Raw genomic sequence first — 14336 nt, forward strand, 5'->3', positions numbered from 1 at the left:
CAGGCGCGAGCGGCGCCGGTTCAGCGTACCTTCGCGGCGCGGTAGCCGCGCTCGAGCGCGCGGGCGTACCACGTGAGCGGGAAGCACATCGCGAAGTAGAGCAGCGCGACCATCGCGTAGATCGGGAACGGCTTGAACACCGCGTTGGTGATGATGTTGCCGGTCTTCGTGAGTTCGGTCAGCCCGATGATCGACGTCAGCGCGGTGCTCTTCACCGCCTGCACGAGAAAACCGACGGTCGGCGGCAGGGCGATTTTCCATGCCTGCGGCCACACCGCGTAACGCAGTTGTTGCGTCCACGTCATGCCGAGGCTGGCCGCCGCATTCCACTGACCGCGCGGCACGGCGTCCACGCAGCCGCGCCAGATGTCGGCCAGACAGGCGCTCGCGTTCAACGTCAGTACGACCGACGCGGCGACCCATGGTGTCACGTCGATGCCGACCAGCGGCAGTCCGAAGAAACCGAGGAACAGCTGCATCAGCAATGGCGTGCCCTGAAACAGCGCGATGTACAGGATCACGAAGCGGCGCAGCGCCGGCACGGGCGAGATGCGCATCGCGAGCAGCACGAACCCGGCGACGCTGCCGCCAACGAACGTGATCAGCGACAGCAGCACGGTCCAACGTGCGGCAAGCAGCAGGTTCCACGCAATATCCTGGAAGGTGAATTCGATCATCGTGCCCGCTCCGTCGGGAGGCCGGTTTCAGGGGAGCGCAGGCGCCACCTGAAGCGGGCGCCGCACGATCGGCGCGGTGCGGCGGCCGCACCGTGCGGTGCACGGCCCGCAAACAGCCGGCGGGCGACGCGATTGAGCAGCATGCGCAGCGCGATCGACAGCAGCAGATAGATCGCGGTCACGACGATGTAGATCTCGAACGCACGGAAATTGCGCGACTGGATGAAGTTCGCCGCGTAGGTCAGGTCAGGCACGGAGATCTGCGACACGACGGCCGAGCCGAGCATCACGATCAGCACTTGCCCGAGCAGCGCGGGGTACACGTTCGCGAGTGCCTGCGGCAATACGATCTGGCCGAACACCTGCCGGCCATGGAGCCCGAGCGCGCGTGCCGCTTGCGTCTGCCCGTGCGGCACCGATTCGATGCCGGCGCGCAGGATCTCGACCGCATACGCGCCCAGGTTGACCGTCATCGCCAGCACGGCCGCCTGCGCTTCGTCGATGTGCACGCCGATCCCGGGCAGCCCGAAGAAGATGAAGAACAGCTGGACCAGGAACGGCGTATTGCGGATCAGTTCGACGTAGGCCGCGACGAGCGCCCGCGCCCAGCGCGGGCCGGCGAGCGCGGCCCACGCGCCGGCGGTGCCGATCAGGCCGCCGAGCACGGTGGAGGCCGCGGTGAGGCCGAGCGTCACGCCGATCCCGCGCGCGAGCATCCCGGCGTAGAGGTCGAAATCGCTGAAGTCGAACACGTAGGTCATCACGATACCTTTCGTCGCGCATGCGGGGCGGGCGCGGCGCGCATCACAGGTCGGCCGGCAGTGCCGCGTGCAGCCACTTCTGCGACAGCGTGTTCAGCGTCCCGTTCTTCTTCGCGCCGGCGATCGCGTCATTGACCTTCTGCATCAGACGCGGCTCGTTCTTGTTCAGGCCGACGTGATCGGGCGAGCTGAACAGCGAGAACTTCTGCTCCGGATCGATCGACGGGTGGCGCGCGATGATCGTCGCGCCGACGTCGTTGCCGACCACGAGCAGCTGCGCCTGTCCCGACAGGAACGCCGCGATCGCGCCGTTCGGATCGTCGAAGCGCTTGATCGTCGCGTTCGGCGGGGCGACCTTGCTCACGCTCAGGTCCTCGAGCGTGCCGCGCGCGACCGCGACGGACTTGCCGGCGAGATCCGCGGTGCCCTTCACCGCGAGCGATTTCGGGCCGAATACCGCGAGATAGTACGGGGCATACGCATTCGAGAAATCGATCACCTTCGCGCGCTCCGGCGTCTGGCCGACCGACAGCAGCATGTCGGTCTTGCGGTCGGCGAGGTACGCCATCCGGTTGTCGCCGGTGACCTGCACGAGCTCGACTTTCGCATTGAGCGCCTTGCCGATCAGCGTCGCCATGTCGATGTCGTAACCCTGCGGCTTCATGTCGGGGCCGATCGAACCGAACGGCGGGTAATCCTCGAACACGCCGATGCGCACGACGCCCGATTTCGCGATCGTGTCGAGCGCGTCGGCATGGGCGAGCGGCGCGATGGCCGCGAGACCCGCCGTGCAGGCGCAGAAGAGGGCGGTGCGGGCGAACAGGCGTCGCACGAGACGGTGGGCTTGGGTCGATGCGTTCATGGTGAAGTCCTTGTTGCTGCGCTGGAGGGAGGGAAAGGGCATCAGGCGCCGCGTGCGGCGATCAGTTTGCAGGCATGCGCGGGCAGTTCGGCGGCGACCGGCATGCCGACGTGCAGGTCGGGCGTCTCGCGTGGCGTCGTCGCGGCCGTCAGCGTGAAGCCGCAGCAATCGATCGTCGCCTCGATCGATGCACCGACGTCGCGCACGAACGTGACCGTGCCGGCGAGCGTGTTCGGTGCGGACGGCGATACCGCGATCGGGCGCACGCACACGTCCTCGGGGCGAATCAGCAGGCGCACGGCGTCGTCCGCGCGCGGCGTGTCGGGCGCGCGCCGGATCGCGAGCCGCTGCCCGCCGGGCAGCACGATCGCGTCGTCGCCATCGCACGCGACCGGCAGGATGTTGCCGAGGCCGATGAAATCCGCGACGAATTCGTTGACCGGATCGCGATAGATGTCGAGCGGCCGGCCGACCTGCTGGATGCGGCCTTTCTCCATCACGATGATCTCGTCGGCCATCGTCATCGCTTCGCGCTGGTCGTGCGTGACCATGATCGTCGTGATGCCGAGCCGTTGCTGGAGCAGCCGGATCTCGACCTGCATCGCCTCGCGCAGCTTTGCGTCGAGTGCCGACAACGGCTCGTCGAGCAGCAGCAGGCGCGGCGAAGAGGCAATCGCGCGCGCGATCGCGACCCGCTGGCGCTGCCCGCCCGACAGTTGCGTGACGAGCCGGTCGGCCAAGTGCGGAAGCTGGATCAGCTCCAGCAGCTCCGCGACGCGCCGCGCCTGCGCGGCCTTGGCGGTCTTGCGCAGCCGCAGCGGATACGCGATGTTCTGCGCGACCGTCATGTGCGGGAACAGCGCGAGCGACTGGAACACCATGCCGAAATCGCGCCGGTTGGCGCTCACGTGCGTGAGGTCGCGGCCGGCGAACGTGATCGTGCCCGACGTCGGTGTCTCGAGGCCGGCGATGATCCGCATCAGCGTGGTCTTGCCGCAGCCCGACGGGCCGAGAAAGCAGACGAGCTTGCCGTCCGGTACGGACAGATCGACGTGATCGACGGCATACGCGTGATGGAAGCGCTTCGTCACGTTCTGGAGGGTGAGCTGGGTCATGGGGATTCCTTGGATGGGCGAGGGCGGAGCCGTACGCGCGTTAGAGCGCGACGCCCTTGTCGCCGACGAGTTTTTCGAGCATCCAGATCAGCGCGAAATCGATCGCGACGGTGAACACCGCGAAACAGAACACGGTCGGGTCGAGCGACGACACGGTGCGGCTGTAGAGCCAGACCGGCAGCGTCATCGTGTCGACGCTGTACAGGAAGAACGTCACGGTGAATTCGTTGAACGACACGATGAACGCGAACAGCATGCCGGCGAGGACGCCCGGGCGCATCAGCGGCAGCACGACATCGACGAACGCGCGGCGCGGGCTCGCGCCCATCAGGTACGCGGCTTCCTCGAATTCCGGGCCGATCGACGCGACCGACGCGACGCAGTTCTTCACTGTGAAAGGCAGTGTCAGGATCACGTGCGCGACGACGAGCCGCACGAACCCGAGTTCGACCGGCAACGCGTTGAACACGAGCAGCAGCGCGAGGCCGAGCATGACGAGCGGATAGACGACCGGCAGTGCGACGAGCTGTTCGACCAGCGTCTTGCCGCGGAAGCGGTAGCGCGACAGCGCATAGGCGGCCGGCACCGACACCGCGGTCGCGACCAGCATCGTCGCGATCGCGACGACGAGGCTCGTCGTCAGCGCGGCGCCCATCGATTGGGCGCTACCCGCGTCGCCGGTCACGAAGGTCTGCCAGGCGGCGCGGTACCAGTGCAGGCTGAAATCGCGCGGCGGGAATTCGAGCGTGCCGGACGAGCCGAACGACATCGTGATCATCGTCAGGATCGGCATCGCGGCGGCGAACAGCACGAGCGTCGCGAGCGCGCCGGTCGAGCGGCTCAGGCGGCCGGGCAGCGGCGCGCGCGGCGAAAGGGCATTCATCGGGTCACCTCGTCATGTTGCACGGCGCGCACGAGGCGCTGGGACACGGCCATCACGACCAGCGTCGCACCCATCAGCACGACACCCGACGCCGAAGCGGCCGGCCAGTTCAGCAGCGGCGCGACCTGGTCGTGCACGAGCACCGCGAGCATCGGCACGCGCCGGCCGCCGAGCAGGAGCGGCACCGCGAATGCGCTCGCGTTGTACGCGAACACGAGCAACGCCCCCGACACGAGCCCCGGCATCGCGAGCGGCAACGTCACGTGCCGCAGCGTTTGCCAGCGCGTCGCACCGAGCGTCGCGGCCGCTTCGTCGTACGAGCGGGACACGGCGCGCAGCGCGCTCGACAGCGGCAGCACGGCGAGCGGGAATGCCGTCTGGATCAGCCCGAGCAGCACGCCGTGTTCGCGGTACAGGAGCTGCAGCGGCCGTTCGACGATGCCGGCCGCCAGCAGCGAGCGGTTGAGCAAGCCTGCCGGGCCAAGCATCACGAGCCAGCCGTAGCCCTGCAGCAGCAGGTTGACGAGCAGCGGCAGCAGTACGCCGGCGAGCATGAGTCGCCGCGCGAGCCGCGATTCGGCGCGCGCCATCGCCAGCGCGACGGGGATCGCGAGCAGCATCGCGCACACCATGCTCTCGAACGCGAGGCGCAGCGTGAGCCACAGCGAATGCATGAAGTACGGATCGGCGAGATCGGCGTAGTTCTGCAGCGTGAATGTGCGCCATTCGTCGCCCGGCGTACCGACGCTCATCCGCAGCACGGTGAGCGTCGCGGCCGCGAGCACCGCGAGGAACGCGAGGACCGGCGCGAGCAGCAGCCACGGCGGCACGCCGGGCCGCGCGGCGGCGGCCTGAGCGCCGCCGGCCTGGCCGGCGGCGACCGGCTCCGCGTGACGGGAGGAGGGCAGCGAGGCCATGTCGTCAGGCCGCGAAGAGGCTGGTATAGCGTTTGATCCACGCCGGCTGGACGGCCGCGAGGGCCTTGTCGTCGTGCAGGATGGCCTTCTCCGCGATCTGCTGCGGCGACGGCACGAACGGGCGGCTTTCCGCCGGGATCACGGCCTTCGCGTTCACCGGCCCGTTCAGCACGTCCGCCGCCATCCGGCCCTGCACGCCCGCGTCGAGCGTGTGGTTGATGAACGCATGGATCAGATCGAGGTCGCCGGGGTGCGCTTTCGGAATGACCGTGAACATCAGTTGCGTCGCGAAGCCTTCCTTCATCCCGTACGTCACACCCATCTTGTAGTCGGGTTTGCGGATCTGGTCGGGGAAGAACGCGGGCGAATAGATGCCGCCGATGTCGAGCGAGCCGGTGCGGAACAGGTCGGCGATCTGGTTCGGGTTCTCGCCGAGCGTCATCACGCGATCCTTGAGCGCCGCGAGCTTGCGGAAGCCGGGCTCGATGTTCTGCTGCGAACCGCCGGCCAGCTTCGCGGCGACGATCGCGAGATCGACCGCCTCGGCCCATTCCGGCGGCGGCAGGAACAGGCGGCCCGCATATTTCGGATCCCACAGCGCTTCGTAGCTCGCGGGTGCGGTCTTGATGGTCGACGTGTTGTAGATCAGTCCGTCCGACCACAGCAGGTAGCCGATGCCGAACCCGTTCGCGCCCGTGCGGTACTGCGGCGCGACGTCCTTCAGGTTGGGCAGCCGGTTCAGGTCCGGCTTCGCGAGCAGGCCCGCGTCGGCGAGGCCCGCCGCACCCACGCCGGCCAGCGTGATCACGTCGTAGGTCGGCCGCTCGCCGGCGGCCTTGACCTTGGCGACCATGCCCGACGTGCCGTCCGCACGGTCGGCGATCACGCGCGCGCCGGTCTGCTTGCTGAAGGTTTCCGCGATGTTGCGCAGCGCGGCCGCGCCGGTATCGTCAGACCACGTGAGCAGCCGAAGTGTCTTTCCCGCGAAACTGCTCGACTGTGCTTTCGCAGTACTGATGAATGGCATCGGAAGGGCGGATGCGGCGAGTGCCGTGCCGAGGGTTTTGATCACCTGCCTTCTGCCCGCCTTGAAGTGTTGCATGGCCGTCTCCTGATGAACGATGCCGGGTGGTTCGATGCCGGTCGCCGAACGGCGGCGCGGGGTGTGGATGAACTGTAGGGAGGTCAAATTTCCGCAACAAACGAAATATCCGCATGCGCGGCATGAGATAAACGCATGAGCCGGGCGGCCTCAGCGGGCCGGCATCATGACCTGTTTGATCTCCTGGAACGCAGCCAGCCCGAACGGACCGAGCTCGCGCCCGACGCTGCTGCGCTTGTAGCCGCCCCATGAGGTTTGCGGATAGATCAGCTGCGGTGTGTTGATCCACACGACGCCTACCTCGAGTGCGTCGGCGACCCGCTTGCCGCGTGCCGTGTCGCGCGTGACGATGGTCGCGACGAGCCCGTATTCGGTATCGTTGGCGGCCGCGATCGCGTCGTCCTCGGTATCGAATGTGCGGACGCACAGCACCGGCCCGAAGATTTCGTCGCGCCACAGCGCGCTGTCGGTCGGCACGTCGGCGAACAGCGCGGGCCGGACGAAATAACCGGGGCCGGCGGGCACGTCGCCGCCCGCCACCAGCCGCGCGCCGTCGGCGCGGCCTTGCGCGAGGTAGTGCTTCACGCGTTCGTATTGCGCACGGTTCGTCAGCGGGCCCATCTGCACGCCCTCGGCGAACGGCGGGCCGACGACGGTCGCGTCGATCCGCCGCGCGAGACGCGCGATCAGGTCTTCGGCGAGCGGCGCGGCGACGAGCACGCGCGAGGTCGCCGAACACATCTGCCCGGCGTTGAACAGGCCGCCGCCGGCGATCAGCTCGACCGCCTGGTCGGGATCGGCGTCGTCGAACACGACGATCGACGACTTGCCGCCCAGTTCGAGGCCGATGCCCTTGATCGTGTCCGCGGCGGCTTTCATGACCTGCGCACCGACCCCCGTGCTGCCGGTAAACGACACCTTCGCGACGAGCGGATGCGCGCTCAGCGGGGCGCCGACGTCGTGACCGGTGCCCGTCACGACGTTCAGCACGCCGGGCGGCAGGCCCGCCGCGGCGGCGATCGCGGCGAGTTCGAGTTCGGGCAGCGGCGTGATCTCGGACGGCTTCAGCACGACGGTGCAGCCGGCTGCGAGCGCGGGCGCGAGCTTCCACGCCGTCGTCACCATCGGGAAATTCCACGGCACGATCAACGCGGCGACGCCGGCCGGTTCGCGCCGGATCCACGCGCGGTGGTGGTCGTCGGGTAGCGCGACCTCGGTTTCGCCGTCCATGTCGAGCCGTTCGGCGAGGCGGGCGTAGTAGTCGAACGTGGCGATCACGTCGGCGACGTCGATCTCCGCTTCCGCGAACGGCTTGCCGTTGTTGAGCGACTGCAGTGTCGCGAGCCGCGCGCGGTGCGCGTCGACGCCGCGTGCGATCGCGCGGAGCAGGGCCGCGCGCGCGGTGCCCGTCGTGCGTTTCCAGCGGGGAAACGCGCGGGCCGCGGCCCGGACGGCGCGCTCGACGTCCGCGTCGTCGCCGGCATCGACTCGCGCGAGGACCGCTTCGGTCGACGGATCGACGACGGGCAGCGTGGCGCCGCCGACGCCGGGTCCCCACACGCCATCGATGAGGAGCCCGGTATGCAGCGGCGGATCGAAACGAAACGCGGCGGCCGGACTCATGGCTGCACCTGACCGAACCACGCCGCTTCGTCGATCTCGATCACAGTCGGAATCGCGTGCGCGGCGGCGTCGCGCAACGCGGCGGCCAGTGCGGCGGGCGTCGCGGCCGCGTGCGCCGCGCAGCCGAAGGCGCGCGCGAGCGCCACGAAATCGGGCGCGTACGGATCGACGCCGACCGGCGTGATGTCGCGCGCGATCATGTATTTGCGGATCTCGCCGTAACCGCGGTTGTTCCAGACGATCACGATCACCGGCAGGCGGGCCTCGACCGCGCTCGCGAGCTCCGGCAAAGTGAACTGCAGGCCGCCATCGCCGATCAGGCAGACGACCGGGCGCGCCGGCGCGGCGAGCTTCGCGCCGATCGCGGCGGGCAGCCCGTAGCCGAGCGTGCCGTAGCCGGTCGACGAGTTGAACCAGCTGCGCGGCGCGGGCGCGTCGTGGGTGAAATTGCCGACGTAGACGGGGCTCGTCGAATCGCCGGCGACGATCACGCCCGGCAGCGTCGTGACGACCGTGTCGATCAGTCGCGCCTGCGCGCGCACGTGGCTGTCGTGGCCGGACGCGATCTCGGCGCGCACGGCCGCCACGCGTGAGGCACCCCAGCCGGCTTCCGGTGTCGGCGCGGGTTTTTCGTGCAGACGGGTCGACAGCGTGCCGAGCGCGAGCCGCGCATCGCCGGCGATGGCGATCTCCGCGCGGGCATTGCGCATCAGCTGCTGCGCATCGATGTCGATGCGAATCAGCCGTCCGTCGATCGCGAAGCGACCGTCGAACGTGACGTCGTAATCCGTTTCGCCGAGCTCGGTGCCGACGGCGAGCACCACGTCGGCATCGCGGATCGCCGCGCGGGTGGCCGGCAGCGACTGGGTGGAGCCGATCAGCAGCGGATGGCCGGGCGGCAGCAGGCCCTTCGCGTTGATCGTCAGCGCGACGGGCGCGTGCAGGCGTTCGGCGAGTTCGCGCAATTCGGCTGCCGCCTGCACGGCACCGCCGCCCGCCAGGATCAGCGGCCGGCGTGCGTGGGCGAGCAGGTCCGCGGCCGCCGCGAGCGCACCGGCATCAGGCGCGGGGCGCGCGGGCAGCGCGGGCGGGGTGGCGGGCAGCGCGGGCGCCGGCATCACGATCACGTCGAGCGGAATCTCGATATGCACGGGCCGTGGCCGCGCGCTTTCGAAGACGGCGAATGCGCGCGCGAGGACCTGCGGCAGGTCGGCCGCGTCCAGCAGCGTGTGCGAGAACGCGGTGAGCCCCGCGAAGACGTTGCGCTGCGACGGCAGCTCGTGCAGGCGGCCGTCGCCGCTGCCGAGCTCGCGCCGCGCGTTGACGCTCGAGATCACCAGCATCGGGATCGAATCCGCGTAGGCCTGTGCCATCGCGGTCGCGATATTGGTCATGCCGGGCCCGGTGATGATGAAGCAGACGCCCGGCCGGCCGGTGACGCGGGCATAACCGTCGGCCATGAAGCCGGCGCCCTGTTCGTGGCGCGGCGTCACATGGCGGATCGACGACTCGGCGAGCCCGCGATAGAGCTCGACGGTATGCACGCCGGGAATGCCGAACACGCATTCGACGTCGTAACGTTCGAGCAGGCCGACGAGTGCTTCGCCGCAAGTGCGGGGGCGCGCAAGGGACGGTGCCGGCGGGGCCGTGCGGGCCGCGGCGATGCAGGGAAGAGGGACTTGGCGGTTCATGGATCGTGACGTGCCGATTGGGAGGGTGAGTGGCCCGTACCGCAAACGAGGGGGCATGAAGCGGATTGTCGGCGTCGATCCGGGGCGCCAACAATCGATTAGTTTTCATGCCGCGCATGAGCGCCGTGCATGGCGGCGCCTGATCGCGGGGACGTCGTGATTCGTCGGATGAATGGCGTGCGCGGGCACGCAACCGGCGCGCGCTAGCGTTCGCGTTTCGTCTTGCGTGCCGGCCGTGTGTCGCCAATCCTCTCCTTCATCGCATCGATGAACGCCCGCACCTTCGGCGTAGGCAGCCGCGTCGACGGATACACCGCATGAATTCCGGCCGGTGCCGAGCGCCACGCGGGCAGCAGCCGCACGAGCCGGCCGGCCGCGACGTCGTCCGCGGTCGAGAAATCCGTCAGCAACCCGAAGCCGCCGCCCGCGAGCACGATCGCGCGGCATGCGGTCGCGGTGTTCGATACGACCGGTGCGGCACAGCGGACGGCCGCGCTGCCGCCGTTCGCGTTGTCGAGTTCGAGCGTGTGCGGGCGCGGCAGCGTCGACAGCATCACGAACGGCAGCGCGGCGAGCGCATCCGGATCGCGCGGCAGCCCGTGCCGGGCGACGAACGCCGGGCTCGCCACCAGCCATTTCTCGTACGTGCCGAGCTGCACCGCGCGATAGTTCGAATCGGCGAGGCGGCCGATGCGGATCGCGACGTCGAGATTGTCCGCGACGAGATCGACGACGCGGTCGTTCGCCACCAGTTCGACGTCGAGCCCCGGATGCCGGTCGCGCAACGCGACGACGGCCGGTGCGACGACCAAAGCGCCGTAGTCGATCGGCACGCTCACGCGCAGCGTGCCGCGCAGCGGCCCAGCGTCGGACGATACCGCGTCGAGCGCGGTTTCGGTCGCGCGCACGATGTCGCGGCACGCGTCGTAGAACACGCGCCCCGCATCCGTCACGCTCAGCCGCCGCGTCGTGCGCACCAGCAGGTTCGTGCCGACCTCGGATTCGAGGCGCTGCATGTGCGTGCTGACGACCGTCTTCGCGAGGCCGAGCCGCTCGGCCGCGGCCGTCAGCGAGCCGGCCTCGACCACCGCGACGAAGATCGCCAGCCGGTTCAGGTTCACGTCGCGCAGATCGGCCATCGTCGATTGTCCTATGAAAGAGGATAATGTTTCCGCGATTATCCGTCTTCTGGCGACGAACGGCGAGCGCTACGCTGGAGCCGTTCGTCGCCGATTCCCGGCGGCGCGAGAATCCGGAGTGTTTCCATGTCTGCCGCCCGCAAGCCTGCCTCGCCGATCCGCGTCTATTCGTTCCTGTTGTCCGGCCACGCGCACCGTGTCCGATTGTTCCTGTCGCTGCTCGGGTTGCCGTCCAAAACCATCGACGTCGATCTCGCGGTCGGCGCGCAGCGCGAACCGGCTTTTCTCGCGTTGAATCCGCTCGGGCAGGTACCGGTGATCGACGACGGCGGCACCGTGATCGCCGATTCGAACGCGATCCTCGTCTACCTCGCGAAGCGCTACGGCGACGCGCACTGGCTGCCCGACGATCCGGTCGGCGCGGCCGTCGTGCAGCGCTGGCTGTCGTATGCGGCCGGCCCGATCGCGTCGGGCCCGGCTGCCGCGCGGCTCGTGACCGTGTTCGGCGCGCAGCTCGATCCGGAGGCCGCCAAGCGCACGGCCGCGAAGGTGCTCGACGTGATCGATCGCGAGCTGGCCGGCAAGCCGTTCGCGGCCGGCGCGCAGCCGACGATCGCGGACATCGCCGCTTATACGTACATCGCGCACGCACCGGAAGGCGGCGTGTCGCTCGAACCGTATCCGCACGTGCGCGCATGGCTGGCGCGTATCGAGGCGCTGCCGGGCTTCGTCGCGATGCCGACGACTCGCGCGGGCCTGCTCGCCGCGTAACCTCTCCTTCAACCAAGCCTAGTCAGGAGCATGCGATGAACGCGCCGACCGCCGTCGTACCGGGTTGGGAACTCGACACCGTGCCGTTTCACGCGGGCGAGCTTGCCGTGCAGCAGCGCGCAGGCGTGACGGACGCGGCGGGTGCGGCCGGCCGGCGCGGCATCCGGCGCTTCATGCCGGACCAGCACCGCGCGTTCTTCGCGCAACTGCCGTTCTTCGTGCTCGGCGGCGTCGATGCGCACGGCCAGCCATGGGCGACGCTGCGCGCCGGTGCGCCGGGTTTCGTCACGTCGCCGGACCCGCGCACGCTGCGCATCGCGGCGCGCGCGCTGCCGGGCGATCCGCTGGCCGGTACCTGGCAACCGGGCGCGGCGCTCGGCGGGCTGGGGATCGAATTCGATACGCGGCGGCGCAATCGCGTGAACGGCGTCGTGCGCGCGGTCGATGGCGATGCGCTGACGATCGCCGTCGAGCAGAGCTTCGGCAACTGCGCGAAGTACATCCAGGGCCGCAAGCCCACGTTCATCGCACGCGAAGCCGATGCGGCCGTCGCGCCCGACGTGTCGGACGCATTGAGCGACGCCGACCGCGCGCTGCTCGCGCAGGCCGATACGTTCTTCGTCGCGAGCGCGAACACGTCGGCGGAGGCGGGCGCCGCGCGCGGCGCGGACGTGTCGCATCGCGGCGGGATGCCGGGCTTCGTGCGCGTCGACGATGCGAACACGCTGACGACGCCCGATTTCAGCGGCAACCGCTTCTTCAACACGCTCGGCAACCTGCAGCACGATCCGCGCGCGGGGCTGCTGTTCATCGATTTCGACAGCGGCGACTTGCTGGTTGTCGCCGCGCGCGCGGAGATCGTGTGGGACGGGCCGCTCGTCGCGTCGTTCGACGGCGCGCAGCGTGTCGTGCGGTTCCATGTGCGGGAAGTGCGGCGCCTGCGTGCGGTGCTGCCGTTCCGGTGGTCGGCGGTCGAGCGCGCGCCGCAGTTCGCGACGACGGCGGCGGCTTCGCCGGGCGCCGCGCAGGCGGTCCCGGTGCCGTCCGTCGTGCCTGCATCGGCACCCGCATGGCGGCCGTTGCGCATCGCGAAGATCGTCGACGAAGCGCGCGCGATCCGGTCGTTTCATTTCGAACCGGCGGACGGCGGCGTGCTGCCGGCCTACGAAGCCGGGCAGCACCTGACGTTGCGCGTCGCGCTGCCGGGCGGCGATGCGCCGGCGATTCGCAGCTACACGCTGTCGGATGCGCCGGGTGGCGCGCATTACCGGATCACCGTGAAGCGCGAAGGGCGCGTATCGGCGTGGCTGCACGATCATGCGCTGGCCGGCATGACGTTCGACGCGCAGATGCCGCGCGGCCGCTTCACGTTCGATCTCGCGAGCCCGCGCCCGGCCGTGCTCGTGTCGGCCGGCATCGGCATCACGCCGATGGTCGCGATGCTGCGCCGCGCACTGGTCGACGACACGCCGTCGCGCCGCGTGGTGTTCGTGCATGGCGCACGCGATGCGGCCGACCGGCCGTTCGCGGCGCAACTCGCGGCCATCGCGGCCGCCGACGCGCGCCTGTCGCTGCACTGGTTCGACAGTCATCCTGATGAACGCTCGGCCGCGCGGGCCGGCCGCATCGACGTCGCGCAGCTGAAGCGGATCCTGTCGTTCGACGACTACGACTTCTACCTGTGCGGGCCCGCGGCGTTCATGCGCGACCTGTACGACGGGCTGCGCGCACTGAACGTGCCGGACGAACGCATCCGCTTCGAGGCGTTCGGGCCGTCGAGCGTCTCGCGTCGTGTGGCGCGCGAGACGCTCGCGCGAGCGGCGCCGGGCGTGCCGGTCGTGTTCCGGCGCACGGCGCGCGAAACCGCGTGGACACCTGCCGACGGCACGCTGCTCGAATTCGCCGAGGGGCAGGGCGTGGCCGTGCCGTCCGAATGCCGTTCCGGCTCGTGCGGCACCTGCGCGACGCGCGTGCTGTCCGGCGCGGTCGACTATGCGCAAGCGCCCGACGCGCCGGTCGAACCGGGCTGCGCGCTGCTGTGCGTCGCGCGGCCCGCGCCAGGCGCCGCGGAGCCGCTCGTGCTCGACCGCTGACGCACCCTGCGACACGCCGCCGCAGACGGCCTGCTGCGCGAAAAGCGCGCGCAACTGCTTCTTTTTTCGGATGCCGGTCGGATCGACGATAGCGTTAACCGATTCGATGAAAGGAGCCCATCATGAAACTGCTCGGCATGGTCCGCCTGGTCCTGTGGAGTTTCTTCGGCGTGCGCAACAGCAAGTCGCACGCGACCGATCTCGCGAACGCCAACTTCACGTTGCTGCCGTTCGTGGCGATCCTGCTTGCGCTGCTGGTCGGCGCGGTGATCTACGGCGTCGTGCATCTCGTCGTCGATCCGACCGTGACGATGCAGGGGTTCTGAGCGGTGTCGAACCGGTAGCGGGCCGTGATTCCCGCGCCGGTTTTCGTCCGTTCGACCGGCGCGTGACCGCACCGGTCGTCGAGGTCGCCGCGCACGATGCGCGGCGCGATCGCGCCGCCGCCGCCGGCGCGCCCTCCGCAGCCTATTTCCCCCATCCCGCCGTTCCCGCCTCCCGTTCCGCCCGATTCCACGGCCATCGGTCCCGCCCGGGGTAAAATGCGCGCCACGCCGCGATGTCGCGCGCGACGGGCAGGCCGCCGTTCCGACGAACGGTCGGCGCAAGCGCCCGCCGCCCGCACCGGGGCGTTCGAAGCGTCCCCCGCATGACACGACCGCGCGATGCCGCCGGCCGCCCGCCCGCTCCCGACGAATCCGT

Annotated in this window: 13 protein-coding genes; 3 read left to right on the top strand and 10 right to left on the bottom strand. The window is 69.7% G+C overall.

The window, feature by feature from the left end:
- Nucleotides 1–20 precede the first annotated feature (20 nt).
- The 10 genes from VXM69_RS04785 to VXM69_RS04830 form a co-directional block, all read right to left on the bottom strand.
- Nucleotides 21–677 (bottom strand): amino acid ABC transporter permease, encoded by a 657-nt coding sequence (locus tag VXM69_RS04785; protein ID WP_049035687.1) that lies wholly within the window; start codon nt 675–677, stop codon nt 21–23.
- Nucleotides 674–1438: an amino acid ABC transporter permease gene (locus tag VXM69_RS04790; protein WP_049035689.1), complete on the bottom strand. Its 765-nt coding sequence runs from the start codon at nt 1436–1438 to the stop codon at nt 674–676. Before VXM69_RS04790 ends, VXM69_RS04785 begins: the two co-directional genes overlap by 4 nt.
- Nucleotides 1439–1481: 43 nt before the next feature.
- Nucleotides 1482–2300 carry a transporter substrate-binding domain-containing protein gene (locus VXM69_RS04795; protein ID WP_049035690.1) on the bottom strand — a complete coding sequence of 273 codons (819 nt, stop codon included), beginning with the start codon at nt 2298–2300 and terminating at the stop codon, nt 1482–1484.
- Between the two features lie 41 nt (nt 2301–2341).
- Complete coding sequence (locus tag VXM69_RS04800) at nt 2342–3415, bottom strand: ABC transporter ATP-binding protein (protein WP_367189086.1); 1074 nt, start codon at nt 3413–3415, stop codon at nt 2342–2344.
- A gap of 40 nt (nt 3416–3455) precedes the next feature.
- Nucleotides 3456–4298: an ABC transporter permease gene (locus VXM69_RS04805; protein ID WP_034185572.1), complete on the bottom strand. Its 843-nt coding sequence runs from the start codon at nt 4296–4298 to the stop codon at nt 3456–3458.
- On the bottom strand, nt 4295–5215 hold the full coding sequence (locus VXM69_RS04810; protein ID WP_069704541.1) for an ABC transporter permease: 921 nt from the start codon (nt 5213–5215) through the stop codon (nt 4295–4297). The genes VXM69_RS04805 and VXM69_RS04810 overlap by 4 nt, the downstream gene beginning before the upstream one ends.
- Before the next feature lie 4 nt (nt 5216–5219).
- Nucleotides 5220–6317, bottom strand: coding sequence for an extracellular solute-binding protein (locus tag VXM69_RS04815; RefSeq protein WP_034185574.1), 1098 nt, complete (start codon nt 6315–6317; stop codon nt 5220–5222).
- Nucleotides 6318–6467: 150 nt separating this feature from the next.
- Entirely contained in the window at nt 6468–7940 is a 1473-nt protein-coding gene (locus VXM69_RS04820) for an aldehyde dehydrogenase family protein (protein ID WP_367189087.1), read from the bottom strand.
- On the bottom strand, nt 7937–9631 hold the full coding sequence (locus VXM69_RS04825; protein WP_367189088.1) for a 5-guanidino-2-oxopentanoate decarboxylase: 1695 nt from the start codon (nt 9629–9631) through the stop codon (nt 7937–7939). The genes VXM69_RS04820 and VXM69_RS04825 overlap by 4 nt, the downstream gene beginning before the upstream one ends.
- A gap of 203 nt (nt 9632–9834) precedes the next feature.
- A complete protein-coding gene (locus tag VXM69_RS04830; protein WP_034185575.1) occupies nt 9835–10770 on the bottom strand; it encodes a LysR family transcriptional regulator in 936 nt (311 codons plus the stop codon).
- A 126-nt stretch (nt 10771–10896) separates the two neighbouring features.
- Here VXM69_RS04830 and VXM69_RS04835 point away from each other — a divergent pair, with 126 nt between their 5' ends.
- From VXM69_RS04835 to VXM69_RS04845, 3 genes are all read left to right on the top strand, one after another.
- Entirely contained in the window at nt 10897–11541 is a 645-nt protein-coding gene (locus VXM69_RS04835; RefSeq protein WP_034185576.1) for a glutathione S-transferase family protein, read from the top strand.
- A gap of 35 nt (nt 11542–11576) precedes the next feature.
- Nucleotides 11577–13634 (top strand): pyridoxamine 5'-phosphate oxidase family protein, encoded by a 2058-nt coding sequence (locus VXM69_RS04840; RefSeq protein WP_124668765.1) that lies wholly within the window; start codon nt 11577–11579, stop codon nt 13632–13634.
- Nucleotides 13635–13756: 122 nt separating this feature from the next.
- Nucleotides 13757–13960, top strand: a complete 204-nt coding sequence (locus VXM69_RS04845; protein WP_034185578.1) for a DUF2970 domain-containing protein — start codon at nt 13757–13759, stop codon at nt 13958–13960.
- Nucleotides 13961–14336 lie beyond the last annotated feature (376 nt).

Origin of the sequence: Burkholderia sp. Ed8, assembly GCF_040761425.1 — a bacterium.
Lineage (GTDB): Bacteria > Pseudomonadota > Gammaproteobacteria > Burkholderiales > Burkholderiaceae > Burkholderia > Burkholderia seminalis.